Origin of the sequence: Micromonospora fulviviridis (assembly GCF_014648395.1) — a bacterium.
Taxonomy (GTDB): Bacteria; Actinomycetota; Actinomycetes; order Mycobacteriales; family Micromonosporaceae; genus Micromonospora; species Micromonospora fulviviridis.
In genome coordinates, this window is sequence record NZ_BMRA01000012.1 from 114,011 (window position 1) to 140,549 (window position 26,539).

Consider the following 26,539-nt stretch of genomic DNA (forward strand, 5'->3'; position numbering starts at 1 on the left):
TCAGCCGGCGGCCGGGGGGACGCTCGCGGGGCCGCCGTGCACCCGGGCCACCCACGCGTCCGGGTCGCCCAGCTCGTCGAGCCGGGGCAGGGTGAGCGGCGAGGAGAAGATCTTGTTGAAGCCGGCCATGCCGACCCGGTCCACCACGCCGTGCACGAACTTGCGGCCCTCGGCGTACTGGCGCATCTTGACCTCGATGCCGAGCAGCCGACGGATCGCCTTCTCCAGCGGGTTGCCGGACTCGCGGCGGCGGTTGAACGCCGCCCGGATCGACTCGACGCTCGGGATGACCTGCGGGCCGACGCCGTCCATGACGAACTCGGCGTGCCCCTCCAGCAGGGTCATCAGCGCGGTGAGCCGGTCCAGCACGGCCCGCTGCGCCGGGGTCTGCACGATGTCCAGCACGCTGGCCCGGCTGTTCGGGTCCCGCACCGCGTCGGCGAGCGTGGCCACGCCGCGGCGCAGCCGCTCCAGCACGTGCTCGCCGCCCTGCGACGCGTCGACGAACGCCTGCACCTCACTGAGGAAGTACGCGCGCATCCACGGCACGGCGGTGAACTGGGTGCGGTGGGTCACCTCGTGCAGGCAGACCCAGAGCCGGAAGTCCCGGGGGTCGCAGCCCAGCTTCCGCTCCACCTCGACGATGTTCGGGGCGACCAGCAGCAGCTGGCCGGGGTCGCCGGCGAAGACCTCGTACTGGCCGAGCACCCGGCCGGAGAGGTACGCCAGCACGGTGCCGGCCTGCACGCCGGTGAGCCGGGAACCGATCGCCTCGGTGAGCGGGCCGGGACGCTTGTCGCCGGAGAGCCGGTCCACCAGCGGGGTGATCACCTCGCGCAGGCCGGCGATGTTGGCGGCCGCCCAGTCGCGGCGGTCGACCACGCGTACCGGCGGGTGGGTGACCTGGGCGCGCAGGCCGGTGTAGTCGGCGACGTGACCGGCGGCCTCCTCGGTCAGCCGGCGCAGCTCGCCCACCACGTCGGTGGCCTCGGCGTACGACACCCGGGGGCCCGACTTGCCCAGCGCCCCCGCGGTCGCGGCGGCCAGATCCCAGTCCACGAACTGCGCCATGAACCCACCGTACCCGCGCCGCGACACCCCCACCCGGGCTCGCGCCGGCCGATCGACGCCGGTCGCAGCGGGTGAGCGGGTCAGCGGCAGCCGCAGCCGGCCAGCGCGGAGGTGATCCGGTCGAGGGCCTGCCGGGTCTCGTCGAGGCTGTCCGGCGTGCGGTCGGTGAGGACCGCGAAGGTGAGCAGCCGGCCGTCGGCCGTGGTGACCAGCCCGGCGATGGCGTTCACCCCGGACAGCGTCCCGGTCTTCGCCCGGACCACGCCCGCACCGGCCTTCGTCACCGCCGCCTGGTAGCGCTCGTCCAGGGTGCCGGACCAGCCACCCACCGGCAGGCCGCCGAAGATCGCGGCCAGCTCGGGGTGGCTGCCGTTGCCGGCCAGCGTGATCAGGTCGGTGAGCAGGGACGGGCTGATCCGGTTGGTGCGGGACAGCCCGCTGCCGTCGGCCAGGCTGATCTCGTCGGCCGGCAGCCCCAGCTCGCCGAGCACCTGGTCGGTGGCGGCCGCGCCGCCGGCGAACGAGCCCGGCTTGCCCTTGGCAAGCGCCACCTGGCGGGCCATCGCCTCGGCGATCACGTTGTCGCTGTCGCTGATCATGATGTCGACCAGGCGGACCATCGGCAGCGACTGGACCTTGCCCAGCTCGGCGCCGGGGGCGGGCGTGCCGGCCGCGGACGCGCCGGAGTCGGCGGGCGCGGTGCCCCGTTTCACCTCGCCGGCGGCCCCCGAGAGCCCGAGGAGCTTCGCGAACTGCCGGCCGGCGGTCAGGTCCGGCTGGGGCACCCGCTCGGCGGCGTGGTTCATGGCCTCCTCGGTCCGGCGGGCCTCCGCCGGGTCCCGCCGGGCGCCGTCGGTCATGAGCGCGGTGATCGCCGCCCCGAACCCGCCGGTGGGGATGTCGGAGTCCCAGCCGGGCCCGTACACCGGGCCGCTGAAGAGGGACGAGTCGACCGTGACCTTGGTCGGGGCGGTGCCGCCGAGCGCCTTGCGCACCTGGGCGGCGAGGTCGTCCAGCCGGGCCGCGCCCGGGTAGAAGCCGTTCTTGTCGACCGCGAGGGTCGGGTCGCCGCCGCCCACCAGGACCACCTCGCCGGGGGCCGCGCCGGCCACCGCCCTGGTGGGGATCCGGTACGCCGGACCGCGGGCGGCCAGCACGGCGACCCCGGTGGCCAGCTTGGTCACCGAGGCCGGCACGGTCGGGGCGTCCTGCCCGCTGCCGTAGAGCGCCTGGCCGGTGGTCACGTCGGCCACCGACACGTTCACCCGGTCGCCGAGCGCCGCGGCGCGGACCAGGGGTTCGAGCGCGGCGCGTACCCCCTCGGGGGTGGGCACCGGCGCGTTGCCGTCGGCGCCGGCCAGCACGGCGGGCGGGGGCGGCTCGGGCGACCGCGCGGCGGCGGTCCGGTCGTCCTCGCCGCCCAGCCAGCCGGCCACCGGGCCGGGGCGGACCACGGCGACCCCGACCGCGGCCAGGGCAATGATCAGCACGCTGGCCAGCACGGCGAGCAGCCGGACCGGGCGCCGGCGCGGCGGCGGGGGCGCCGGCGGGAGCGGGGCGGCCCCGACCGGAGGCACCGGCGGGCTCACCGGGATGCCACCGGGCGCGTCGTAACCGGGCCAGCTCACCGGGGCGGCCGCACCCGGGCCGTGATCCCGGGGATCCGGGTGACCGTACTGCCGGGGGTCGGCGTGGCCGTACTCGCGCGGGGCGGCGCGGCCGTACTCCTGCGGGCCGCCGTACTCCTGCGGGCGGCCGTACTCCTGCGGGCGGCGGCCGTACTCCTGCGGGGCGGGGCGGCCGTGCTCGGCGGGGCCGGGGTGGCCGTACTGCCCGGGGTTGGCGCGGCCGACCGGGGCGGACCCGACGGGCGGCCCGGGGCGGTGGGCGGGGCCGGCGCCGGGCACCGAGACGCGGCCGGTGGCCCCGCCGGAACCGGAACCTGCGGACCTGCGCCCGTCAACCCCCTCGGGGCGGTAGTGTGAATCTTCCCTCCCCACGACCCCCTCCTCCCCCGCTCCAAAGCGCCTTGGGTGACACTACTTCGGTCCGAACACTATGCGGCGGTCGGAGCCGGCGGGGGCCGTTCACCCCGTCCGGTGGGCGACGCCACTGGTTCCGTTAGCCAGCGTGGGCAAACGAGGGAGCGTGGGAGATGGATTTCGACGTCACGGTTGAGATCCCGAAGGGTCACCGCAACAAGTACGAGGTGGACCACGCGACCGGCCGGATCCGGCTGGACCGCACCCTCTTCACCTCCACGCAGTACCCGGCCGACTACGGCTTCATCGAGGGCACCCTGGGCGAGGACGGCGACCCGCTGGACGCGCTTGTGCTGGTGCCCGAGCCCACCTTCCCGGGCTGCCTGATCCGCTGCCGCACCATCGGCATGTTCCGGATGACCGACGAGAAGGGCGGCGACGACAAGGTCCTCTGCGTGCCCTACGAGGACCCGCGCCAGGAGCACCTGCGGGACATCCACCACCTGGGCGAGTTCGACCGCCTGGAGATCCAGCACTTCTTCGAGGTCTACAAGGACCTGGAGCCGGGCAAGTCGGTCGAGGGCGCGACCTGGGTGGGTCGCACCGAGGCCGAGGCCGAGATCGTGGCCTCGTACCAGCGCGCCAAGGAGGCCGCCGAGCGCGGCGAGACCCTGCACTGACCTGATCCGCGCGACGGGCCCGGGCCGCTCCACCGAGCGACCCGGGCCCTCGTGCGTGCCGGTCAGCCGAGCAGGCCGCGGGCCCGGTCGTAGAGGTCGAGCACCGCGCAGGCCACCGGGACCACCGCGACCACCAGCGCGGTGTCCGTCAGGTCGGCCAGCCGGCCCAGGTACGGGGAGACCGGCCGGCGGGCGTACGTGGCGCCGGCCGCGACGGCGACCAGGGCCAGGGCCAGCCCGCCGAGGGTCAGGGCCAGCCGGCCGGCCGGACCGGACCGGTCGGCGAGCACCGCGCCGAGGAGCGCGTACCCGGACAGCCCGGCGGCGACGCCGGGCACCCGGTGGCGGACCGCCACGAAGAGCCGGGAGCGCAGCAGCAGCACCCCGCAGCCGACCGCCACCAGCAGCCGCCCGGCGAGCCCGCCGGTGGTGGCGAGCACGGCCGCGGCCGCGACGGCCAGCACCGCGTGCCCGAGCAACATCCCGGTCAGCATCTCCTCGGTGCGGGCCACGGCCGCGTGCACCCGCCCCCGGTCGGGCAGGTCACGGACGCCGGGCGGGCCGCCGGCCGGTGCGGGCAGGGTGATCGGCGGCAGCGGCACCTTGCCGAGCCGGATGGCCAGCAGCGGCAGCCCGCCGAGCGCGAAGACCAGCGCGCAGAGCAGCACGGCGGCGGTGCCGGCCGGGTCGAGGAACAGCCCGCCGAGGCCGGCCGCCGCGCCGGCCGCTCCGGTGGTCGCGCCGGCCAGGAAGACCCGGGACCGGCTGGCCACCCCGAGCAGGCCGAGCACCGACACCAGCAGCAGCGCCACCGAGCCGGCGAGCAGTTCGGGCGCGCCGATCCAGCGCAGCGGTCCGAGCGCCCCGAACGGGCCGACGGGGTCGCCGGAGCCGACCGCCAGGGCGCCGGCCGCGGCGGCCCAGGGCAGCGCGTACCCGCCGAGGGTGGCGCCGACCGGCCCGTCGCCGTACGCCCGGGAGGCGGCGGTGGCGGCGAGCACCAGGAGCAGGGCCACCACGGCGGCGACCGGCCAGCCGTCGCGCGGCCCGGGGCCGGCGGTCAGCACGGCGAGCAGCCCGACGGCCAGCGGCACGCCCGCACCGGCCAGGGCGGCGGCCCGGGTGGCCCGGGGCGACCAGGCGGCGCCCCGGCGGCGGGCGCCGTCGGCGATCGCCTCGACCACGTCGTCGTACTCCAACTCGGGCCACTGCGCGCGGGCCGGGACGAGATGCAGCACCTCGCCGTCGCGGACGCCCTGGGGCAGCAGCGCCTGCGCGGTGGCCAGCACGGCGCCGTCGGTCCGCCGTAGCACCCAGCCGCCGTGCCGTTCGCCGTCGTCGGCCAGCCCCTCCCCGGCGTGCCGGAGCACCTCGGGCAGCAGCTCGGCCAGGGGGACCTGCTCCGGCAGGGCCACGTCGACCCGCCGCCGGGGCGCGCTGATCGTGACCCGGGCCAGCCCGCTTGTCATCGATGCTTCTCCATATCGAGCGGGAACGGTGGCTGACGGACGAGTGGACTTTACCTACTATGAGCCAGGCTCGGGTTACCGAGAGCCATGGGGAGGCTCAGTGTCCACTGTCGTCATCAAGCGGCCGCCACGCCGCCCGGCGCCGGAGATCCCGGCCGGTGAGCTGCCCGTGGAGGCGCCGCCGGAGATCCCCGCGGTGGCCGGCGGGCGCTGGCAGCAGGCGCTGATGGTGCTGCCGATGCTCGGCGGGACGGTGGCCATGGCCATGATGTTCGGCCGGGGCGGCGGGGCCTACTCGTACGTGGTGGGCGGCATGTTCGGGCTCTCCTCGGTGGCGATGCTGGTGACCTCGTGGGGCAGCGCCGGCCCGAAGAAGTCGGAGATGATGGCCGCCCGCCGGGAGTACCTGCGGCACCTGGCCGCGCTGCGCCGCCGGGTCCGGGAGACCGCCGGAGCGCAGCGGGCGGGGCTCTACTACCGGCACCCCGACCCGGGGCGGCTCTGGTCGACCGTGGAAAGCCACCGGGTCTGGGAGCGCCGGCCGGCCGACCCCGACTTCGCCGTGGTCCGGGTCGGGGTCGGGCCGCAGACGCTGGCCACCCCGCTGGTCCCACCGGTCACCCGGCCGCTGGACGAGCTGGAGCCGATGACCGCGGGGGCGCTGCGGCGCTTCCTGGACGCGTACTCGGTGGTTCCCGACCTGCCGGTGGCGCTCTCGCTGCGCAGCTTCGCCCGGGTCTTCGTGCGCGGCCCTTCCGCGCGACAGCTCCAGCTCGGCGCGTCCGACGCCGCGCGGCGACCTGGAGCCGTCGGCGTCCCCGGGGCGGGCTCGCCGGACGCCCAGGCGCTGGCCCGGGCCGTGCTCACCCAGCTCGCCGTCTTCCACGCCCCCGACGAGCTGCTGATCGCGGTGTGCGCCGGGCCGGAACGGCGGGCGGGGTGGGAGTGGGTCAAGTGGCTGCCGCACGCCCACCACCCGGTGCGCACCGACGCGCTCGGCCCGGTCCGGCTCGTCACCAGCTCCGCAGCCGAGCTGGAGCGGCTCCTCGACGACGTGCTGGGCAGCCGGTCCCGGTTCAGCCCGGCCGGCCCGGCCACCGACGGGCCGCACGTGGTGGTGGTGCTCGACGGCGGTGACCTGACCGGAGCCACCGACCTGGCCGGCGACGGCGGAATCGACGCGGTCACCGTCCTCGACCTGGACACCCCGCCGCCCCGCCTGCTCGACCGGTACGCCCTCCTGCTCGACCTGGTCGACGGCCGGCTGCACTCGCACTCCGCCGAGGGGCACGCCGAGGTGGGCGCGGCCGACGCGCTGGAGGCGGCCGACGCCGAGGCGGTCGCCCGCCGGCTCGCGCCGCTGCGGCTGGCCGGCACGGTACGCGGACCGGACGCCCCGCCGGGCGCCGAGCCGGGCCTGCCCGAGCTGCTCGGCCTCGGCGACCCGGAGAACTTCACCGCCGAGCAGGGCTGGACGCCCCGGGCGGCCCGGGACCGGCTGCGGGTGCCGATCGGGGTGGGCGCCGACGGCGGGGCGATCGAGCTGGACCTCAAGGAGTCGGCGCAGGACGGGATGGGCCCGCACGGGCTGCTCATCGGCGCCACCGGCTCGGGCAAGTCGGAGCTGCTCCGCACGCTGGTGCTCGGGCTGGCCGCCACGCACAGCTCGGAGCAGCTCAACTTCGTGCTGGTCGACTTCAAGGGCGGCGCCACCTTCGCGCCCTTCGAACGGCTGCCGCACACGGCCGCGGTGATCACCAACCTGGCGGACGCGCTGCCCCTGGTCGACCGGATGGTCGACGCCATCAACGGCGAGCTGATGCGCCGCCAGGAGCTGCTGCGCCGGGCCGGCAACTTCGCCGGCGTACGCGACTACGAGCGGGCCCGGGCGGCCGGCACCCCGCTCGCCCCGCTGCCGTCGCTGCTGCTCATCTGCGACGAGTTCTCCGAACTGCTCTCCGCCAAGCCCGACTTCATCGACCTCTTCGTGCAGATCGGCCGCCTGGGCCGGTCGCTCGGCGTACACCTGCTGCTCGCCTCGCAGCGGCTGGAGGAGGGCCGGCTGCGCGGGCTGGACACCCACCTGTCGTACCGGATCGGTTTGCGGACCTTCTCGGCGCTGGAGTCCCGGACGGTGCTCGGGGTGCCCGACGCGCACGAGCTGCCGCGCAGCCCGGGGCACGGCTACCTGCGCTCGGGCACCGACCCGCTGGTCCGGTTCAAGGCCGCGTACGTCTCCGGCGCGGTGCCCCGCCGCGGCGGGCCGGCGGGCGCGGCCGGCGCCGGCAGCCCACGGCTGCTCGCCTTCTCCACCCACCTGGTGCCGGCGCCCGAGCCGGCCACCCCGGCCGCCCTCCCCGCCGAGGAGGAGACCGGCGAGACACTGCTCGACCTGCTGGTGGGGCGGCTGGCCGGGCAGGGCCCGCCGGCGCACCAGGTGTGGCTGCCCCCGCTGGACGCCTCGCCCTGTCTCGACGAGCTGCTCGGTCCGGTCGGCGCCGACCCGGCCCGGGGGCTCACCGTGGGCAACCCGGAGCTGCACGGCGCCCTCCAGGTGCCGGTGGCCGTGGTGGACAAGCCGTTCGAGCAACGCCGTGACCTGCTCTGGCTGGCCCTGGACGGGGCGGCCGGGCACGTCGCGGTGGTCGGCACCACCCGCAGCGGACGGTCCACCCTGCTCCGCACCCTGGTCTGCGCGCTGGCGCTCACCCACACCCCGGCCGAGGTGCAGGTCTACTGCCTGGACTTCGGCGGCGGGACGCTCGGCGCGCTGCGCGACCTGCCGCACGTCGGCGGGGTCAGCGGGCGGGCCGACGACACCGCGGTACGCCGGACCGTCGGCGAGATGGTCACCCTCCTGGCCGAGCGGGAGCGGCGGTTCACCGAGGCGGGGGTGGAGTCGATGGCGTCCTGGCGCCGGCGGCGGGCCACGGCGACGGCCGGCGGCCGGCCCGGCACCGACCCGTTCGGCGACGTGTTCCTGGTGGTCGACGGCTGGAACACCCTGCGCGGCGAGTACGAGGACCTGGAGCCGCTGGTCACCGAGCTGGCCACCCGGGGGCTGGCGTACGGGGTGCACGTGGTGGCGAGCGCGCTGCGCTGGTCGGACTTCCGGCCGGCGATCCGCGACCTCTTCGGCTCGCGGCTGGAGCTGCGCCTCGGCGACCCGGCCGACTCGGTGGTGGTCAAGCGCGCGCTGGCGGCGACCGTGCCGGAGGAGCGGCCGGGGCGCGGGATCACCGCGGGCGGGCTGCACTTCCTCGCCGCCGAGCCCCGGGTCGCCGGCCTGGGCGCCGAGACCGGGGATCTGGTCAAGGCGGTCGCCGGGGCCTGGGCCGGGCCGGCCGCGCCCCGGGTGCGGCTGCTCCCGCCGGTGCTGCCCTACGCCGACCTGGACCAGGCCGCGACCACGGGGCTGGCCTTCCCGATCGGGGTGGCCGAGGCCGACCTGCGCCCCGTGGTGCTGGACTTCGCCACCGAGCCGAACTTCGTGGTCTTCGGCGACGCCGAGTGCGGCAAGTCCTCGTTCCTGCGCGCGCTGGCCACCTCGATCGTCCAACGGTTCACCCCGGAGCAGGCCCGGGTCATCCTGGTCGACTACCGGCGCAGCCTGATGGGCGCCGTCGAGACGGCGCACCTCATCGGATACGGAACCGCCGCGCCACACACGACCGAGCTGATCGAGTCGGCGGCCGGCTACCTCCAGGGGCGGCTGCCCGGGCCGCAGGTCACCCCGGCCGAGCTGCGTACCCGGTCGTGGTGGACCGGGCCGGAGCTGTTCGTGCTGGTGGACGACTACGACCTGGTGGCGGGCGGGCCGACGAACCCGTTGCGCGCGCTGGAGGAGCACCTGCCGCACGCCCGGGACGTCGGCCTGCACCTGGTGCTGGCCCGCCGCTCCGGTGGCGCCGGCCGGACCTCGTTCGAGCCGATCATCCAGCGGCTGCGGGAGCTGTCCACGGCCGGGCTGGTGATGTCGGGCGGCCCGGAGGAGGGGCCGCTCGTCGGTCAGGTGAAGGCCGGCCCGCTACCACCGGGCCGCGGTCGCCTGGTCACCCGGCGCGAGGGCGTACGCCTGGTCCAGCTGGCCCATCTCCCGCCCGGCTGACCGGTCTCACCGAGTTGCACCGTCACACGCGGGAAACCCGGTAATCTCCGAGCGGCATGTGTCTGACGCGATGAATGGCTGGGGAATGTGACCAGGGATCGGCAGGGAGTTCCCAGCGCGCTACCCCGGCGTCTCGCCGGACGCGCGCTGCTCGGCGCGGCGGCGGTCCTGGCCGCCGTGGCCGGCCCGCCGGCCCCGCCCGCGCACGCCGCCCCGTCCGTCACGATCCGCGAATCCGCCCGGCTCGCCCCGGTGAACACGCTGGCCCTCGCGGACCCGGTCCGCGAGGAGCAGTGGCAGCTCGAAGAGTTGAACGCGACGACCGCCTGGCGCACGTCGACCGGCCGCGGGGTGGTGGTCGCCGTGATCGATTCCGGGGTGGACGGTTCCCATCCCGACCTGGCCGGCCAGGTGCTCCCCGGCCTGGACCTGGTCACGCCGGACGGCGCGGACGGGCCCGACCCGGTGGGCCACGGCACCACGGTGGCCGGGCTGATCGCCGGGCGGGCCGACGACGACCGCGGCGTCGTGGGGCTGGCCCCGGACGCGCGGATCCTCCCGGTCCGCGTGCTGGACGACGAGAACCGGTACGACGACGCCATGATCGTCGCCAAGGGGGTGCGCTGGGCGGTCGACAACGGCGCCCGCGTGATCAATCTGTCCCTGGGCGGCGGCGGGGACAGCCCGGCCCTGGCCGCGGCCCTCGACTACGCCTTCGCCCGGGACGTCGTGGTGGTCGCCTGCACCGGCAACCTGGCCACCTCGAACAGCCCGAAGGTCTGGTACCCGGCCCGCGAGCCGGGCGTGCTGGCGGTCGCCGGCCTGGACCGCAACAGCCAGAACCTCTGGTCCGGCTCGATCACCGGCCACCAGACCGTGCTCAGCGCGCCGGCCACCGCGCTCTACGGCGCCCGCACCAACGGCGGCTACTGGCGGGTGCAGGGCACCAGCTTCGCGGCCCCGCTGGTCGCCGCGACGGCCGCGCTGGTCCGGGCCCGCTATCCGCACCTGTCCGCCGGGGACGTGGTCAACCGGCTGATCACCACGGCCCGGGACCTCGGCCCCACCGGGCGCGACGACCGGTTCGGCTACGGCCTGGTCGACCCGGTGGCCGCGCTCACCACCGACGTGCCGTCGGTCGGCCGCAACCCGCTCGACGACAACGACTCCCCCGGCGTGGTGGGCTTCGGGCCGGCCCCCGGCGCGGGCCGGGACACCCGGGCCGCCGCGGCCGGGCAGGGCGGCGACCCGTTCGGCTACAACCCGACGCAGCCCCGCTGGTCGGCCCGCCCGGCCGGCCAGGCCGACGATTCGGCGCCGGAGCGGCTCTGGACCGGGCTGGCCCTGTTCGTCGCCCTGGTCACCGGCGCCGCGCTGATGGTCCGCCGGTTCCGGCAGTCCCGCCGCTGACCGGCGACGACTCCACCTCGGCGCGTCTTCGCCGCGCCGCGACCTGGAGCCGTCGGTCGGTCCCGCCCGTCTGACCGCCCCCCACCCTGGGTAGTGAACAGCGCATGAAAACCTCCGGCGACCTGATCTCCCCGCAGGAGCGGTCCTGGCGGCGCCGCCGCCTCGACCGGGACCGATCGCTGGGTCTCCGGCTGACCCTGGCCGCCACCGCCACCTTCCTGGTGCTGGTGCCGTTCGCCCTGCTCGCACTGCTGGTGCTGGACGCCTGGTCGCCGCTGTCCCGGCTGGACGCCTCGATCACCGACGCCCTGCACGGGTACGCCCTCGACCACCCGGCCTGGGTCCGGCTGATGGAGGTCTGGACCCACGTCTTCGGGCCCGGTCCGCTCCGGGTGGCCGCCGCCGGGGCGGTGGTCTGGTTGCTGCTGCGCGGCGCGCCCCGGCTGGCCCTCTGGGTGGTCACCACCATGACCGTCGGCGGGCTGCTCGGCGCGCTGCTGAAGCTGCTGGTGGGCCGGCACCGGCCGGACCTGCTCGACCCGGTGGCGCGGGCGGCCGGCTACTCCTTCCCGTCCGGCCACGCGCTGAACGCCACCCTCGCCGCCGGGGTGCTGCTGCTGGTCTTCCTGCCGTTCGCCCGGCACAGCCGGCCGCTGCGCGGCGTGCTCTGGACGGTCGCGGTGCTGATCGCCGTGGTGACCGGGCTCAGCCGGATCGCGCTGGGCGTGCACTGGACCAGCGACGTGGTCGGCGGCTGGCTGCTCGGCGTGGCGGTGGTCGCCGCCACCTCGGCCGCCTTCGCCACCTGGCGGACCCGGATCGGCCGGCGGCCGGCGCGTACCGCCCGGGAGGGGGTCGAGCCGGAGTTGGCCGAACCGGGGCCGGACGGCCGGCACGCGTAGTCCGGCACCCGCCGGGGTAAAGGGCGGCTCATGTCCGATGTCGCGGTCCAGATCGCCCGGCGGATCCTGCTGCCGGTGGCCCTGCTCTTCTCCGTCATGGTCGCGCTGGGTCTCCTGGTCACCCAGGTGCTCGCGAAGACCTGGCCGTTCACCGTGGAGGACACGGTCAACCGCGAGTTGGCCGCGCACCGGACCTCGGGCTGGAACGACGTCTCGCTGGTGTTCAGCACGCTCGCCAGCACCCAGGTGATCGTCGTGGTGACCGTGCTGGTGGCCCTGGTGCTGCGGCTGGTCCTGCACCGCTGGCGGGAGCCGATCTTCCTCTGCGCCGCGGTGAGCGCGCAGGCGCTGATCTTCCTCTTCACCACGATGGCCATCGACCGGCGCCGCCCGGCCGTCGAGCACATGGACAGCTCGCCACCGACCTCCAGCTTCCCGTCCGGGCACACGTCCGCCGCGATGGCGCTCTACGTGGGCATCGCCGTGCTGCTCGCGCTGCGGGCGCGGAGCACCCCGGCCAAGGTCACCTGGTGGACGCTGCTGGTGCTGGTGCCGGTCGGGGTCGCGCTCACCCGCATGTACCGGGGGATGCACCACCCCAGCGACGTGGCGGCGTCCTTCCTCAACGGCGGCGTCTGCGTGGCGATCATGGCGCGGGCGGTGCTCGACCGCACGCTCACCTGGGGCCGGGCAAAGCTGCCGGTCGGCCGCTCCGGCGACGACGTGAAGCCGGCCGGCGCCACCGCCAGCTGACCACCGTCGCCCGCCGCCGGCTCAGGTGCACTCGCCGGTGGCCACTCCCCGGGTACGCTCCGCGCCGGCCAGCGCCACCGACCGGGCCTCGGCGGCGGTCACCGCGAAGCCGGTGTTCGGGTCGTCCGCGGCGGCCGCGAAGATCACGCCGAGCACCAGCCCGTTCGAGGAGACCAGCGGGCCGCCCGAGTTGCCGCTGCGGACCAGCGCCCGGATCGTGTAGATCTCCCGGGTCACGTCGCCGGACGAGTAGATGTCCGGCCCGGTGATCCGGTCGACGTCCCGGATCCGGGCCGGGCGGGCGTCGTACGGGCCGTCGAGGGGGAAGCCCAGCACGATGGCGTCGGCCCCGCTGCCGGCCTCCCCGGCGGCGAAGCGCAGCGACGGCCCGGGCAGCCCCGGCACGTGCAGCACGGCCAGGTCCCGCGCGGGGTCGTAGACGACCACCTCGCCGTCGTAGCGCTCGCCGCGCAGTTCCACCGCCACCGAACGGGTGCCCGCCACCACGTGCGCGTTGGTCATCACCCGGTCGTCGGCGTACACGAAGCCGGAGCCCTCGATGCGGCGGGCGCAGCTCGGCGCGGAGCCCAGCACCTTCACCACCGACCGCTGGCTGTTCTTCACCACCTGGGAGTTGGCCAGCGCCGGGTCGGGCGGGGAGACCTGCCGGGCCCGGGTCGGGGCGAGGTCGCCGAAGACGTCCGGGAAGCCGTTGGTGTCGACCGTGTCGCGGAGCGCCGTGGACAGCTCCTGCGCCTTGTCGGGCAGCACCCGGTCGACCACGGTCAGCAGCGCGCTGTTGCGCACCGAGGAGGCCAGCCAGGGCACCGACGAGGAGCCGAGCGGCACGGCGACCAGCCACGCCACCAGCATGACGGCGAAGACCGAGATGACGGCGCCGCCGGCGTCGTCGACCTTCCGCCCGAAGGGTCCGGTGATCGCCGCCCGCAGGTTGGAGCCGAGCCAGCCGGCCAGCGCCTGCCCCAGCACGGCCAGCCCGAAGATGGCCACCAGGGAGATCAGCACGCGGGTGCCGCTGTCGGCGAACTGCCGGGCGACCAGCGGCCCGACCTGCAGGCCGAGCAGGGCGCCCAGGAAGAAGCCGGAGAACGACAGCGCCCCGATGACGAAGCCCTGACGGTATCCGCTGATCGCGAACACGAGCATGAGCAGGAGCAGTACGAGATCCACGGCGGACACGCCCCCAGGGTACGGGCACGGTGCCCGGTACCGGCTGACCGCTCGCTGAACGTGACCTTCAGATCCGCGCCGGTGATCCCGGTCGGCTCAGCGCACCGGGCTCTCGTCGACCGCGTCGGTGCCGGCCGAGGGGGCCGGGGCGGCGCCGGTCGGCGGCAGCTCCACCACCCGGGAACGCGGCCACGGGCGGGCCCAGCCGCCCATCTCCAGCAGCGTGTTCAGCACGCCGGCGGTGAAGCCCCAGACGAGCATGCCGCGCACCGAGAAGGCCGGGCCGATCCAGCCGCTCGGGTGGCGTACCCGCATCCGGTTCTCCGGGTCGACCAGCTCGGCGATCGGCAGCCGGGCGACGTGCGCCACCTCGGCCGGCTCGCGCGGGTGCACCGGGTGCGGGTCGCGCCACCAGGCGAGCACCGGGGTGACCAGGAAGTCGCTGACCGGGATCCAGAGTTTGGGCAGCTCGGCCAGCACGGTCACGCTGGACGGGTCGAGGTCGACCTCCTCGTTCGCCTCGCGCAGCGCGGTGGCGCTGGCGTCGACGTCCTCCGGGTCGGCCGCGCCGCCGGGGAAGGCCGGCTGCCCGGCGTGGTTGCGCAGCGTGGCGGCGCGCTGGAGGACCAGCACGTCCGGGCCAGCGCCCGGCTCCTCGCCGAGCAGCACCAGCACGGCGCTCTCCCGGCCGCCGCTCTCCGGGGTGGTGAGCCGGGTGAAGTCCTCGGCCCGCGCGGTGCCGAGGCGGCCGAGCAGCGGGTCGAGCCAGCCGGGCGGTCGGGTCACAGCCGCACCCCGAGGTGGGTACGGACCAGCTCGGCGAGGCGGGCGTCGTCGAGCGCGCCGGTCGAGTCGGTGTGCCGGATCCGCCCGTCGGCGTCGACCAGGACGGTCAGCGGGAAGGCGTTGCGGCCGAGCGCCCGCTCGAACGCGTCCCCCTGGTCGACCAGCATGGGGAAGCGGACGCCGAAGTCCTCGCCGATGGACTGCGCGCCGCCGCGGCTGTCCCGGCTGTTGACCCCGATCACCTGGAACCGGCCGCCGGCCCGCTCGCTGAGCCGCTGGAAGGCGGGCAGTTCCTTGCGGCACGGCGGGCACCAGGACGCCCACACGTTGATCACCGCCGGCCCCCGGATGTCGCTCACCTTCACCGGGGCGCCGCCGGTGAAGCAGGAGAGGGCCAGGTCGGGCAGGGGATCACCGGAGGCGCCGGACGGGGCCGGGGCGGACGGCGGCACGGCGGTCAGCGGGGCGCAGTCGGCGAACGGCGAGGGGCGCTCGGCCCGGGTGGCCGGCGCCGGGCCCGCCGGCTCCTCGGTGCTGGCGGTGCAGCCGGCCACCGTGAGCAGCAGCGGGACGAGCAGGTAGGCGAGCCGGCGGGTCACGGCACCTCCGCCGCGACCGCCTGCTGCGGCACCAGCTCGGGGTCGATGCCGACGGCCGCCGCCAGGTCCCGGGCGCGGGGACCCTTGAGCAGCTTGGCCGCGGCCACCGGATCGGTCGGCCCGGTGCCGTACGCCGGGCAGAGCTTCGCCAGCGTGCAGGCCCCGCAGGCCGGTTTGCGGGCGTGGCAGACCCGCCGGCCGTGGAAGATGATCCGGTGCGACAGCATCGTCCAGTCGCGCTTCGGGTAGAGCGCGCCGATCGCGTGCTCGATCTTGACCGGGTCGGTCTCGGTGGTCAGGCCCCACCGCTGCACCAGCCGTTGGAAATGGGTGTCGACGGTGATGCCGGGGACGTCGAAGGCGTTGCCGAGGATCACGTTGGCGGTCTTGCGCCCGATCCCCGGGAGGGTGACCAGGTCGGCCAGCCGGCCGGGGACCTCGCCGTCGTAGCGCTCGCAGAGGGCGCGGCCGAGGTTGATGAGTGAGCTGGTCTTGTTCCGGTAGAACCCGGTGGGCCGGATCAGCTCCTCCAGCTCGGCGCGGTCGGCCCCGGCGTAGTCCGCCGCCGTGCGGTAGCGGGCGAACAGCTTCGGGGTGACCTCGTTGACCTTCTTGTCCGTGCACTGGGCCGACAGGATCGTGGCGACGGACAGCTCCAGCGCGTTGGAGTGGTCGAGTTCACAGTGCGCGTCGGGGTGCGTCTCGGTCAGCACCCGGCCGATCCGCCGGGCGCGGCGCGTGCGGCCGAGGTCGGTCTCGGGGAAGCGCGTGGTCACGCCGGCCAGCCTACGTCGCGGGGACGACGTCCCGGCGGGGCCCACGCGGCGGCGGTGCGCCTCAGCCACCCGCCGGAGCGCTGATCTTGCCGGTTCCGTCGAGCCGCGCGCCGGTCTGCGGGAAGTCGGCCCGGCTCATCTCGCGGACCAGCCCGAGGCCGCGGTCCTGCCGGTCGATGGCCGGCCGGCCCACGCTGTTCATCGCGGTCGAGGTGAACTCGCCCCCGACGAAGCGTCCCTCGGCGGTCAGCGACACCTTCAGCACGCCACCCCAGCCGAGCCGACCCGAGCTGTTCAGCGACTTCCCGCCCCCGGCGAAGTTGCCCAGGCTGTAGGCGATCAGCCGCCCCTTGTAGAACTCCATCCCGCGCAGCACGTGCGGGCCGTGCCCGATCACCAGGTCGGCGCCGGCGTCGATCACCGCGTGCGAGAAGCGGATCGGGTCGCCCCGGTTCTCCCCGACGTACATCTCGGTGCCCGGCTTCACGTGGGACCGGTCGGCGCCCTCGGCGCCCATGTGCACCTGCACCACGACCAGGTCGGCCATCCCCTTGGCCATGGTGATGACCTGCTTCGCCGCGTCGAGGTCGATCAGGCTGTTCGACCAGGGGTACGACGAGAAGCCCGCCACCGCGACCTTGATGCCCTTGACGTCGACCACGGTGATCTCGCCGGGCGCGCCGGTGTGCTTGAGCCCGTGCGCCTCCAGCGCCGACTGGGTGTTCTCGTAGCCCTGCTGGCCGTAGTCGTAGCCGTGGTTGTTGGCCTGGTTGAGCAGCTGGAACCCGGCCGTGCGCAGGTGCGCCGCCCAACCCGGGGGCGCCCGGAACTGGTAGCAGTTCTTCGGCTGCGGGCCGCACTTGCCGGCGCCGGTGTCGTCGGTGAGCGGCTCCTCCAGGTTGCCCATCACCAGGTCGCCCTTGAGCGCGGCCTTGACGTCGTCGAAGAAGCCCTTCCCGCCGTTGGCGGGCAGCTTGGACGGCGCGTTGCCCATGATCACGTCGCCGGTCGCGGTCAGCGAGATCGACTTCTCCGCCGGCTCACCCGACGCGTCGGGCTGGTCGGCCTCGGCGGGGCCCGCCGACGCGGTCGACCCCCCGCCCTGGCCCGGCTGCCAGATCGGCCCGTCGCCGGAATCGTCGCCGCACCCGGCGGCGAGCACCACGACGAGCAGCGCGCCGAGGGCCGCGGCGAGGCGCTGGCCGAGGGCCGGAGAGCGGCGCGCGCCGCCGGCCGCGGAGCGGCGACGGAGAGGACGAGGCAGGGAGCGGGCGGGAGCGTACATCGTGCGCGACGCTACCGGCCCGGGAATGCCACGACGAGGGCCGATCGGTCGGAAAACCCGATCGGCCGGGCGGGGCCGGTCCACGCTCAGCCCGCCCGCCGGTCGGACCAGGGCACGACCGTGCCGGCGCCGCCGGCCAGGACGGCCGCGTGCACGGCCCGGGCCAGCGGGGCGCCCCAGGCCGAGCGGGGGCCGCCGTACGGGGCCGGCTCGCCGTCGGCCGGGCAGAGCACGGTGACCGCGTCGGTGGGGGTGCCGGTGGCCGGCAACCCCAGTTCCCAGATCGCCTGGGCCTTCGCCTCGGTGGCCGTGGCCACGGCGTTGACCAGGGCGGCGTCGCCGAGCCGCGCCGGGACGTGCACGACGATGTTGACCGTGCCGACCCGCTGGGCGGGCGCGGCGGGCTCGGGCTCGGCCGCCCAGACCGGGGTGCCGAGGCCGACGGTCGCCCAGACGCGTACGCCGCCGTCCGTCCGGGCCACCACCTCGGTCACGTCGACCCCGGTCAGCAGCCCGACACCGGGCCCGGCCAGGCCGAGGCCGTCGGCCAGCTCGGCCAGGTGCGCGGCCGGGTCGTCCCGGTCGTACGACATCGGCACGGTCGCGTTCACCACCCACCGGCGTACGCCGATCCCCCCGCCCAGCGGGGCGGAGCCGACCGCCAGCAGCGGCGCCTCGGCCCGCCAGACCAGCAGCGGGATGTCCGACCCGTCCTCGGGCCGGCTGGTCAGGAACGGCTCGCTCAGCACGCCGGTCACCCTACGATCACAGGTGGGAACGGGTGGTGGCGGCCCGCACCGGAGGCGGGATCCTAGTCGTTGACCGGGTCGGGCAGGTTACGCCCAACGATCAAGATTCCAGGGGTGCACCTCTGATTCCCGCTCATGTGCGCCTAGACTGGCGGCGCGCGAGGGATCAGCGGACGGCGGACCCGGCCGACGGACGGCACGCGCAAGCGGAGGTGCGCGATGGACGAGGTACTGGCCCGCAGCGGGATCTTCCAGGGTGTCGACCCGGAGGCTGCCGAGGCGCTCGCCAAGGAGATGGAGACGATCGAGGTCCGCAAGGGCGAGGTCGTCTTCAACGAGGGCGAGCCCGGCGACAGTCTCTACATCCTCCTGTCCGGCAAGATCAAGGTGGGCCGCCGCGCGGCGGACGGCCGGCAGAACCTGATCGCCGTGATGGGCCCGTCGGACATGGTCGGCGAGCTGTCACTCTTCGACCCCGGGCCGCGCACGGCGACGGCCACGGCGGTCACCGACACCCGGCTGGTCCGGCTGCGCAAGCAGGCGCTGCGCCCGTGGCTGAACAACCGGCCCGAGATCGCCGAGCAGCTGCTGCGGGTGCTGGCCCGCCGGCTGCGCCGGACCAACGACTCGCTGGCCGACCTGATCTTCACCGACGTGCCCGGCCGGGTCGCCAAGAACCTGCTCCAGATGGCCGGCCGGTTCGGCACCCGCGACGGCGGCGTGCTGCGGGTGACCCACGACCTGACCCAGGAGGAGATCGCCCAGCTCGTCGGCGCCTCCCGGGAGACCGTCAACAAGGCCCTGGCCGACTTCGCCTCGCGCGGCTGGCTGCGGCTGGACGGCAAGAGCATCATCATCCTCGACCCGGAGCGCCTGGCCCGCCGCGCGCGGGTCTGACACCGCCACCAAGCGTCCCGGCCCGGCCCGCCTCCGCGGGTCCGGGCCGGTTGCGTTCCGCCGGCGCGGCTCGGCGCGGTGAATCCTCGGGTCCGGGCCGGTTCCGTCTCTGCCGGCCGCAGAATCGCTGGACCGGCCGCCCGGCGCGGCGGAGGCTGGGGCGATGATCGAGCGGGTAGCTGTCCTCTCCGACATCCACGGCGCGCTGCCGGCGCTGGAGGCCGTCCTGGCCGAGCCGGACGTGGCCGCCGCCGACCTCATCGTGCTCACCGGCGACATCGCGGCCGGCCCGCAGCCGGTCGAGGTGCTCGACCTGCTCGCCTCGCTCGGCGACCGGGCCTGCTGGGTCGGCGGCAACGCCGACCGGGAGCTGGTCGAGGCACGCGCCGGGAAGTCCTCCCCCGTCGACGTCTCCAACTGGGCCGCGACCCAGCTCCGCGACGACCAGGTGGCCCGGCTCGCCGCGCTGCCTCCGACCGTCACGCTGCCGGTGGCCGGCCTCGGCGAGGTGCTCTTCTGCCACGCCACGCCCCGGGACGACGAGGAGGTGGTGCTGGTCGACTCCCGGTTGGAGCGCTGGGCCGAGGTCTTCGCCGGGCTGCCGGCCGAGGTGGGCACGGTGGTCTGCGGGCACACCCACATGCCGTTCACCCGGCTGGTGGACCGCCGCCTGGTGGTCAACCCGGGCAGCGTCGGCATGCCGTACGGGGGCGCGGGCGCCTGGTGGGCGTTGCTCGGGCCGGGCGTGCAGCTGCGCCGGACCGCCTTCGACGTGGACGCCGCCTGCGCCCGGGTGGCCGCCGAGTCGGGCTTCCCGGACGCCGCCGACTGGGCCGACGAGTACCTGCGCTCGCGCCACTCCGACGCCGACGCGCTCACCGTCTTCGGCCCGCGCGACGGCCGCTGACGGGCCACGCCCGCGCGAGATCGTGAAGTTTGTGCGTCGCGATCCGACAGTGGCGCCGCGGGCAGCGGGACCGGCCGGGGGTGGCCCGGCCGGCCCCGGCGCCCGTCAGCGGTGGGTCAGGTAGTGCTGGGCCGTCTCACGCAGCCGGGCGTGCACCCCGTCGTACCCGCCGGTCCCACCCAGGTAGCGCTTGTCCACCTTCGCCACCATCGTGTAGTTCGTGTCGCACACGTTGCCGACCGGCGCCTCGCCGGCCTGGCTGACCAGTTGGTACGCGTCGAGCTGGTCCAGGCCGACCAGCTCGGCGGTCCAGGTGACCAGGTCGTGCTGGCTGATCCGGTACGCATCCTCCAGCGGGCGGGCCGAGCCGGTGGACATCAGCGCGTCGTCCGACTCCAGCCGCGGCCACGGGGTGCCGACCCCCTTGACGACGTCCACCACGACGGTGGTGTTCATGGCCGCCTCGATGCCGGTGCCGCAGACTTCGCCGTGGCCCTGCCGGCAGTGCCCGTCGCCGAGGGCGAAGAGCGCTCCCGACACGTTCACGCCGAAGTACGCGGTGACTCCGGCCCGCAGCTCCGGGGTGTCCATGTTGCCGCCATGCGCGTCCGGGGTGATCGTCATCCGCGCCTCGAAGGCACCGGGCGCCACGCCGGCGGTGCCGTGCATCGGGTCCAGCGGCAGCGCCACGGTGTAGTCGCCCCGGCGGGCCCGGTACGTCGCCGTGCCCGCCGCGACGTCGACGTCGTACCGCCAGACCACCTCGTCGAGCGGCGGTTGCAGGGTCGCCGTGGTGTGGGTGCTGGTGAGCGCGCCGAAGTGCGGGAAGGTGGTGGACACGGCCCAGTCGCGGGCCGGCTCGATGGAGATGAAGTGCACGGCGAGGGTGTCACCGGGCTCGGCCCCCTCGACGTGGATCGGTCCCGTCACGGGGTTGAGGTACGGGAACTGGCAGACCTGCGACGGCAGGTCGTCGACGCTCCGGACGCGCCCGCCGAAGCAGTCCTCGGTGTAGAGCTCGAGGATCGTGCCCGGGCGCACCCGGAGCACCGCCTCGCGCCCGCCGAAGGTGTAGGAGAGCTCGTCCGGCTCCGGCCGGTACTTCACCACGTCCATCATCACTGCGGCTCCTTCACCGGCTCGTCGGTGCTTTCGTGGGCGACCTCGACCAGCGCGGCGAGCTCTGGACGCCGGCCCGTCAGGTAGAAGGCCAGCAGGACCAGCAGCCCGACGCCCAGCCAGACGAAGCCGAGCACCTGGGCGGCGACCTTGGCGTTGATCACGACGTAGAGCAGGATCAGGAACCCGATCACCGGCACCACCAGGTGCCGCAACCAGTCCCGGCTGCCGTTGCGCACCACGTAGTGGGTCACGACGGAGACGTGCAGCGCCAGGAACGCCGTCATGGCGCCGAAGTTGACGAGTGTGGACAGCAGCGAGATGCCGTCGTCCCGGCTGGCCATGTAGAGGCCGAGCGCCAGGGAGATCGCGGCGACCAGCAGGGTGGCGTTGGCCGGCACCTTGTGTTTCGGGTTGATCCGGGCGAGGAAGCGCGGCATCTGCCGGTCGCGGGCCATCGCGTACAGCAGGCGTGAGGTCGCGGCCTGGGCGACCAGGGAGTTGGCGAAGCCCCAGGCGATCGCGGTGGCCAGGGCGGTCAGCCCGGCCAGCCAGCCTCCGCCGGCCGCGCGGGCCGCGTCGTAGAACGCGGTTCCCTCGGGGTCGCCGTTGTCGAGCAGGCTGGCCGCGTCCGGCACCAGGAGGGCGGCGACCCAGGTCTGCACGACGAACAGGGCACCGGCCAGCAGTAGGGCCGCGACCATCGCCCGGCCGATCTGCCGGGCCTCCTCGCGGCTCTCCTCCGCCAGCATGGAGATTCCGTCGAAGCCGAGGAAGGAGAGCACGGCGATCGACACCGCCCCGAAGACCAACGGCCAGGAGAAGGTGTCCGCGTCGAACAGTGGCCGGAGCGAGAAGCCCGCACCCTTGCCCTGCGCCAGCGCGATCACGCCGACGACCAGGAAGATCGCGAGGATGACCACCTCGGCGGCGAGCATCACCCGGTTGACCCGGGCGGTCATCCGGATGCCGAAGTAGTTGACGACGGTGTTGAGCACGACGAAGGCCGCCAGCCACGCCCACACCGGCACGCCGGGCACGAGGGAGTGCATGGCCACGCTGGCCACCAGGTAGAGCAGACCGGGCACGAGGACGTAGTCGAGCAGGATCACCCAGCCGGCGAGGAAGCCGACGGGCGGCGCGATGCCGCGGCCGGTGTAGCTGTAGACGGAACCGGCCATGGGGAACGCGCGGACCATCTGCGCGTACGACAGGGCGGTGAACATCATCGCCACCATGCCGATGATGTAGGCGAGCGCGACCATCCCGCCGGAGCCGGCGTAGACGCTGCCGAAGATGCCGAAGGGCGCGATCGGCACCATGAAGATCAGTCCGTAGATGAGCAGGTCGGTGAAGCTGAGGGTCCGGCTCAGTTCCTGCCGGTAGCCGAACCGTTCGACCTGGGCGCCTGTCTCGGATGGGTCGGGAGGTTGAGTCACGGCACGCCTCCTTGATCTGGTGGCCGCACGGTAGCCCAGCCATCGACGGACAGCTAGATCTATGTGCCTGGATTGAAAACATCGCTCAGTCCCAGCTCAGAAAAAGTCAGGCTTGACTGTTTGTTTCGGGGGCGGCACGCTGTCCCCGTGCCCGCCGCATCGACCCGCGTCCCTCAACAGCAGCGCAGCCGCGCCACCCAGGCCCGGCTGCTGGAGGCGACCGTCGAGTGCCTGGTGGAGCACGGCTGGTCCGGCACCACCACGACCGTGGTGGCGGCCCGGGCGGGCGTCTCCCGGGGCGCCCAGCTGCACCACTACCCGACCAAGGCCGCCCTGGTCACCGCCGCGGTCACCCACCTCACCGAGCGCCGGGCGGTGGAGCTGCGCACCGAGGCCGCCGCACTGCCGGCCGGCCCGCGGCGACTCGACCGGGTGGTCGACCTGCTCGCCGCCGCCTTCACCGGGCCGCTCTTCGTCGCCGCGCTGGAGCTGTGGGTGGCCGCCCGCACCGACGCCGAACTGCGCGACGCCCTGGTCCCCCTCGAAGCCCGGGTGGGCCGGGAGATGCACCGGTTGACCGTGGAACTGCTCGGCGTGGACGAGCGGCGGCCCGGCGTCCGCGAGGCGGTGCAGGCCACCCTCGACCTGCTCCGCGGCCTCGGCGTGGCCAACCTGCTCAGCGACGACTCGGCCCGCCGCGCCGCACTCCTGCACACCTGGAAGCGCCAGCTCGCCGCCCTGCTCACCCCCGACGCCACGCCCGGGAGCGCGCGGGCGCACTGACTCCCCGGAGGCCCCATGGTCGACCTGACAGCCCTGCTCGCGGACCTGGCCGCCGAGTCCGAGCAGCTCGACGCCCTCGTCGCGCCGCTGCCGCCGGAAGCCTGGGCGCGGCCGACCCCGGCTCCCGGGTGGAGCGTCGCCCACCAGATCGCCCACCTGGCCTGGACCGACCACGTGGCCCACCTGGCGGCGACCGACACGGCGGCGTTCTTCGCCTCGGTCACCGGCGCCCCGGACCCGTCCCGGCTGGTCGACGACGGCGCCGAGGCGTTCCTCGCCCCACCCGCCGCGCTGCTGGCCCGCTGGCGGGCGGGCCGGGCCGCGCTCGCGGCGGCGCTCGCCGCCGCACCGGCCGGGGAGAAACTGCCCTGGTACGGCACCCGGATGTCGCCCGCCTCGATGGCGACCGCCCGGCTCATGGAGACCTGGGCGCACGGCGAGGACGTGGCCGACGCGCTGGGCGTCCGGCGTACCCCCACGGCCCGGCTGCGGCACGTCGCGCACCTCGGCTTCCGTACCCTCGGGCACAGCTTCGCGGCGCACGGCCGCGCCGTGCCGACGGCGCCGGTCCGGGTCGAGCTGGTGGCACCCCACGGGGACACCTGGGCCTTCGGGCCGGCGGACGCGGCCGACCGGGTCACCGGCCCGGCGGTCGACTTCTGCCTGCTGGTGACCCAGCGCCGGCACCGCGCCGACCTGGCGCTGGTCGCCACCGGGCCGGTCGCCGACGAGTGGCTGGACGTGGCCCAGGCGTTCGCGGGGCCGCCCGGCGGGAAGCGGGCGGCGGAGGGCAGCGGGGTGGTCCGGTGACCGTGCTGCGCATCGGCAACGCGTCCGGTTTCTACGGCGACCGCCTATCCGCCTGGCGGGAGATGCTCGACGGCGGCGAGCTTGACGTGCTGACCGGCGACTACCTGGCCGAGCTGACCATGCTGATCCTCGGTCGGGACCGGATGCGCGACCCCTCCCTCGGCTACGCGAAGACGTTCCTGCGCCAGCTGGAAGGCACCCTCGGCACCGCGCTGGAGCGCGGGGTACGGCTGGTCACCAACGCCGGCGGGCTCAACCCGGCGGGGCTGGCCGCCGCCATCGGCGCGCTCGCCGACCGGCTCGGCCTCACCGTGCGGATCGGGTACGTCGAGGGCGACGCCCTCGCCCGGCCGGACGCGTTGACGGCGAACGCCTACCTGGGGGCGTTCGGGATCGCGGCCTGCCTCGACGCGGGGGCGGACGTGGTGGTCACCGGGCGGGTCACCGACGCCTCGCTGGCGGTCGGCCCGGCCATTTCCCGCTTCGGCTGGACCCGGGACGACCTGGACGCGCTGGCCGGCGCGACCGTGGCCGGGCACCTCATCGAGTGCGGGGCGCAGGTCACCGGCGGCAACTACAGCTTCTTCACCGAACTGCCCGACGGCGGTCACCGCCCCGGCTTCCCGATCGCCGAGCTGCACCCGGACGGCTCCGCGGTGCTCACCAAGCACCCCGGCACCGGCGGCGCGGTCACCGTCGAGACGGTCACCGCCCAACTGCTGTACGAGGTGGGCGGGCCGGCGTACCTCGGGCCGGACGTGGTGACCCGGCTGGACACCGTGGAGCTGGCCCAGGAGGGGCCGGACCGGGTACGGGTCACCGGCGTCCGGGGCACGCCCCCGCCGGACACCCTCAAGGTGGGCGTCAACAACCTCGGCGGCTTCCGCAACTCGATGACGTTCGTGCTCTGCGGGCTGGACATCCCGGCCAAGGCGGCCCTGGTCCGGGGGCAGCTGGAGGAGGCGGTCGGCAAGGAGGGGCTGGAGTTCACGCTGGCCCGGACCGACCACCCGGACGCCACCGACACCGAGGCGGCGAGCGCGCTGCTGCACGTACACCTGCGGGACGGCGACAAGGCGCGGGCCGGACGGGCCTTCTCGGCGGCCGCCGTGGAGCTGGCGCTGGCCTCCTATCCGGGCTGCACGCTGACCACCCTGCCCGGCGACGCCACCCCGTACGGGGTCTTCACCGCCGACGCCGTGCCGCAGGACGCGGTCGCGCACGTGGCCGTGCTGCCGGACGGGGTCCGGGTGCCGATCGCCCCGCCGGCGCGGACGGCGGCACCGCGACCGTACGAGTCGGTGGCCGCACCGGAGGTCGACACCGGGCCGACCCGGCGGGCGCCGCTGGGCGAGCTGGTCGGGGCGCGGTCGGGCGACAAGGGCGGGGACGCCAACCTCGGCGTCTGGGCCCGCACCGACGCCACCTGGGCCTGGCTACGCGGCTGGCTGACCGTCGCGCGGCTGGCCGAGCTGCTGCCGGAGACCGGCCCGCTGACCGTCGAGCGGTACGAGCTGCCGAACCTGCGCGCCGTCAACTTCGTGATCCGGGGGCTGCTCGGCCAGGGCGTGGCCGCCTCCACCCGCTTCGACCCGCAGGCCAAGGCGCTCGGCGAGCTGCTCCGCTCCCGGATCGTCGACCTGCCCGCCGACCTGACCCCGGGGGTGCCGTCGTGACCATCGTGGACACTCCCGAGCGGCGGCAGCTCCGCGAGCTGACCCGGGCCTTCGTGACCAAGGAGGTCCTGCCCTACCTGGACGACTGGGAGCGGGCCGGCGAGGTGCCCCGCTCGCTGCACGAGACCGCCGCGAAGATCGGGCTGCTCGGCATCGGCTTCCCCGAGTCGGTCGGCGGCAGCGGTGGCGACCTGCTCGACTCGATCCTGGTCACCGAGGAGATCATCCGCTCGGGCGGCTCGTCCGGGCTGATCGCCGCGCTCTTCACCCACGGCATCGCGCTGCCGCACATGGTCGCCGCGCGGGACGACGGTCTCATCGAGAGATACGTGCGCCCGACACTCGCCGGCACGATGATCGGCTCGCTGGCGATCACCGAGCCGGACGGCGGCTCCGACGTGGCGGGCATCCGCACCTGCGCGCGGCGGGACGGCGACCACTACGTGGTGAACGGGTCGAAGACCTACATCACCAGCGGTGTCCGCTCCGACTTCGTGACCACCGCCGTCTGCACCGACTTCCCCGGCTCCGGCTCGCTGAGCCTCCTCGTGATCGAGAAGGGCATGCCCGGATTCACCGTCGGCCGGCGGCTGGAGAAGCTGGGCTGGCACTGCTCGGACACCGCCGAGCTCTCCTTCGTCGACGTCCGGGTGCCGGTGGCGAACCGGATCGGCCCGGAGGACACCGGCTTCCTGGCGATCATGCAGCAGTTCGCCACCGAGCGGCTCTCCCTGGCGACCCAGGCCTACGCCACCGCGCAGCGCTGCGTGGAACTGGCCACCCGCTGGTGCCGGGACCGCTCCACCTTCGGCCGCCCGCTGGCCAGCCGGCAGCTCGTCCGGCACGGGCTGGCCGAGATGCACACCCGCACCGAGGCCGCCCGGGCGTACGTGCACGACGTGGCCACCCGCGTCGCCGCGGGCGAGCCGGTCGTGACCGAGGTGGCGATGGCGAAGAACGTCGCGGTGGCCGCGTGCGACTTCGTCGTCGACGCGGCGCTGCAACTGCACGGCGGCTTCGGCTACCTGCGTGACGCCGAGGTGGAACGGCACTACCGGGACGCCCGGATCCTCGGCATCGGCGGCGGCACCACGGAAATCATGAACGAGATCATCGCGAAGGGCATGGGCCTGTGAGTGCGAGGAGT

At 75.0% G+C, this 26,539-nt stretch carries 22 protein-coding genes; 11 read left to right on the forward strand and 11 right to left on the reverse strand.

From position 1 onward, the window contains the following. Both IEY96_RS27265 and dacB read right to left on the reverse strand, forming a co-directional pair. Complete coding sequence (locus IEY96_RS27265; RefSeq protein ID WP_189197669.1) at positions 1 to 1,071, reverse strand: Rv3626c family coenzyme F420 biosynthesis-associated protein; 1,071 nt, start codon at positions 1,069 to 1,071, stop codon at positions 1 to 3. Between the two features lie 80 nt (positions 1,072 to 1,151). Further along, positions 1,152 to 2,648, reverse strand: a complete 1,497-nt coding sequence (dacB, locus tag IEY96_RS27270) for a D-alanyl-D-alanine carboxypeptidase/D-alanyl-D-alanine endopeptidase (protein ID WP_373293658.1) — start codon at positions 2,646 to 2,648, stop codon at positions 1,152 to 1,154. 578 nt (positions 2,649 to 3,226) lie between these two features. Between dacB and IEY96_RS27275 the strand changes: the two genes are divergently transcribed. Further along, entirely contained in the window at positions 3,227 to 3,733 is a 507-nt protein-coding gene (locus IEY96_RS27275) for an inorganic diphosphatase (RefSeq protein WP_091266984.1), read from the forward strand. Between the two features lie 62 nt (positions 3,734 to 3,795). Here IEY96_RS27275 and eccD read toward each other — a convergent pair whose 3' ends face one another. Next, complete coding sequence (gene eccD / locus IEY96_RS27280; RefSeq protein ID WP_189197670.1) at positions 3,796 to 5,202, reverse strand: type VII secretion integral membrane protein EccD; 1,407 nt, start codon at positions 5,200 to 5,202, stop codon at positions 3,796 to 3,798. A gap of 100 nt (positions 5,203 to 5,302) precedes the next feature. Between eccD and eccCa the strand changes: the two genes are divergently transcribed. From eccCa to IEY96_RS27300, 4 genes are all read left to right on the forward strand, one after another. Beyond that, positions 5,303 to 9,310 (forward strand): type VII secretion protein EccCa, encoded by a 4,008-nt coding sequence (gene eccCa, locus IEY96_RS27285; RefSeq protein WP_189197671.1) that lies wholly within the window; start codon positions 5,303 to 5,305, stop codon positions 9,308 to 9,310. A gap of 87 nt (positions 9,311 to 9,397) precedes the next feature. Beyond that, positions 9,398 to 10,720, forward strand: a complete 1,323-nt coding sequence (gene mycP, locus IEY96_RS27290) for a type VII secretion-associated serine protease mycosin (RefSeq protein ID WP_373293655.1) — start codon at positions 9,398 to 9,400, stop codon at positions 10,718 to 10,720. A gap of 104 nt (positions 10,721 to 10,824) precedes the next feature. Next, entirely contained in the window at positions 10,825 to 11,622 is a 798-nt protein-coding gene (locus IEY96_RS27295; RefSeq protein ID WP_189197672.1) for a phosphatase PAP2 family protein, read from the forward strand. A gap of 30 nt (positions 11,623 to 11,652) precedes the next feature. Then, positions 11,653 to 12,375, forward strand: coding sequence for a phosphatase PAP2 family protein (locus tag IEY96_RS27300; RefSeq protein ID WP_189197673.1), 723 nt, complete (start codon positions 11,653 to 11,655; stop codon positions 12,373 to 12,375). Between the two features lie 21 nt (positions 12,376 to 12,396). Here IEY96_RS27300 and IEY96_RS27305 read toward each other — a convergent pair whose 3' ends face one another. From IEY96_RS27305 to IEY96_RS27330, 6 genes are all read right to left on the reverse strand, one after another. Further along, positions 12,397 to 13,575 carry a MarP family serine protease gene (locus tag IEY96_RS27305; RefSeq protein WP_091316984.1) on the reverse strand — a complete coding sequence of 393 codons (1,179 nt, stop codon included), beginning with the start codon at positions 13,573 to 13,575 and terminating at the stop codon, positions 12,397 to 12,399. Positions 13,576 to 13,662: 87 nt separating this feature from the next. Next, the gene (locus tag IEY96_RS27310) at positions 13,663 to 14,352 is read right to left on the reverse strand and encodes an NUDIX hydrolase (protein WP_189197674.1); all 690 of its coding nucleotides are present in this window, start codon (positions 14,350 to 14,352) and stop codon (positions 13,663 to 13,665) included. Next, the gene (locus IEY96_RS27315) at positions 14,349 to 14,951 is read right to left on the reverse strand and encodes a TlpA family protein disulfide reductase (protein WP_189197675.1); all 603 of its coding nucleotides are present in this window, start codon (positions 14,949 to 14,951) and stop codon (positions 14,349 to 14,351) included. The genes IEY96_RS27310 and IEY96_RS27315 overlap by 4 nt, the downstream gene beginning before the upstream one ends. Further along, positions 14,948 to 15,727, reverse strand: a complete 780-nt coding sequence (gene nth / locus IEY96_RS27320) for an endonuclease III (RefSeq protein ID WP_189197676.1) — start codon at positions 15,725 to 15,727, stop codon at positions 14,948 to 14,950. Before nth ends, IEY96_RS27315 begins: the two co-directional genes overlap by 4 nt. 61 nt (positions 15,728 to 15,788) lie before the next feature. Next, positions 15,789 to 17,012 (reverse strand): CapA family protein, encoded by a 1,224-nt coding sequence (locus IEY96_RS27325; RefSeq protein ID WP_189197677.1) that lies wholly within the window; start codon positions 17,010 to 17,012, stop codon positions 15,789 to 15,791. An 86-nt stretch (positions 17,013 to 17,098) separates the two neighbouring features. Beyond that, positions 17,099 to 17,761, reverse strand: a complete 663-nt coding sequence (locus IEY96_RS27330; RefSeq protein ID WP_189197764.1) for an adenosylcobinamide amidohydrolase — start codon at positions 17,759 to 17,761, stop codon at positions 17,099 to 17,101. 219 nt (positions 17,762 to 17,980) lie between these two features. Between IEY96_RS27330 and IEY96_RS27335 the strand changes: the two genes are divergently transcribed. Together IEY96_RS27335 and IEY96_RS27340 are read left to right on the forward strand one after the other, a co-directional pair. Next, entirely contained in the window at positions 17,981 to 18,658 is a 678-nt protein-coding gene (locus IEY96_RS27335) for a Crp/Fnr family transcriptional regulator (protein WP_007073398.1), read from the forward strand. A gap of 163 nt (positions 18,659 to 18,821) precedes the next feature. Further along, the gene (locus IEY96_RS27340) at positions 18,822 to 19,565 is read left to right on the forward strand and encodes a metallophosphoesterase family protein (protein WP_189197678.1); all 744 of its coding nucleotides are present in this window, start codon (positions 18,822 to 18,824) and stop codon (positions 19,563 to 19,565) included. Positions 19,566 to 19,670: 105 nt separating this feature from the next. On the opposite strand, the gene IEY96_RS27345 is transcribed toward IEY96_RS27340, so the two are convergent. Together IEY96_RS27345 and IEY96_RS27350 are read right to left on the reverse strand one after the other, a co-directional pair. Next, on the reverse strand, positions 19,671 to 20,684 hold the full coding sequence (locus IEY96_RS27345; RefSeq protein ID WP_229791935.1) for an acetamidase/formamidase family protein: 1,014 nt from the start codon (positions 20,682 to 20,684) through the stop codon (positions 19,671 to 19,673). Continuing rightward, a complete protein-coding gene (locus tag IEY96_RS27350) occupies positions 20,684 to 22,123 on the reverse strand; it encodes an APC family permease (RefSeq protein WP_189197679.1) in 1,440 nt (479 codons plus the stop codon). Before IEY96_RS27350 ends, IEY96_RS27345 begins: the two co-directional genes overlap by 1 nt. Positions 22,124 to 22,270: 147 nt before the next feature. On the opposite strand from IEY96_RS27350, the gene IEY96_RS27355 reads away from it, so the two are divergent. The 4 genes from IEY96_RS27355 to IEY96_RS27370 are packed head-to-tail and all read left to right on the forward strand — an operon-like array spanning position 22,271 to position 26,528. Then, entirely contained in the window at positions 22,271 to 22,906 is a 636-nt protein-coding gene (locus tag IEY96_RS27355) for a TetR/AcrR family transcriptional regulator (RefSeq protein WP_189197680.1), read from the forward strand. 15 nt (positions 22,907 to 22,921) lie between these two features. Then, entirely contained in the window at positions 22,922 to 23,716 is a 795-nt protein-coding gene (locus IEY96_RS27360) for a TIGR03084 family metal-binding protein (RefSeq protein WP_189197681.1), read from the forward strand. Then, a complete protein-coding gene (locus IEY96_RS27365; protein ID WP_189197682.1) occupies positions 23,713 to 25,392 on the forward strand; it encodes an acyclic terpene utilization AtuA family protein in 1,680 nt (559 codons plus the stop codon). The genes IEY96_RS27360 and IEY96_RS27365 overlap by 4 nt, the downstream gene beginning before the upstream one ends. Next, positions 25,389 to 26,528 carry an acyl-CoA dehydrogenase family protein gene (locus IEY96_RS27370; RefSeq protein WP_189197683.1) on the forward strand — a complete coding sequence of 380 codons (1,140 nt, stop codon included), beginning with the start codon at positions 25,389 to 25,391 and terminating at the stop codon, positions 26,526 to 26,528. The genes IEY96_RS27365 and IEY96_RS27370 overlap by 4 nt, the downstream gene beginning before the upstream one ends. Positions 26,529 to 26,539: the final 11 nt, after the last annotated feature.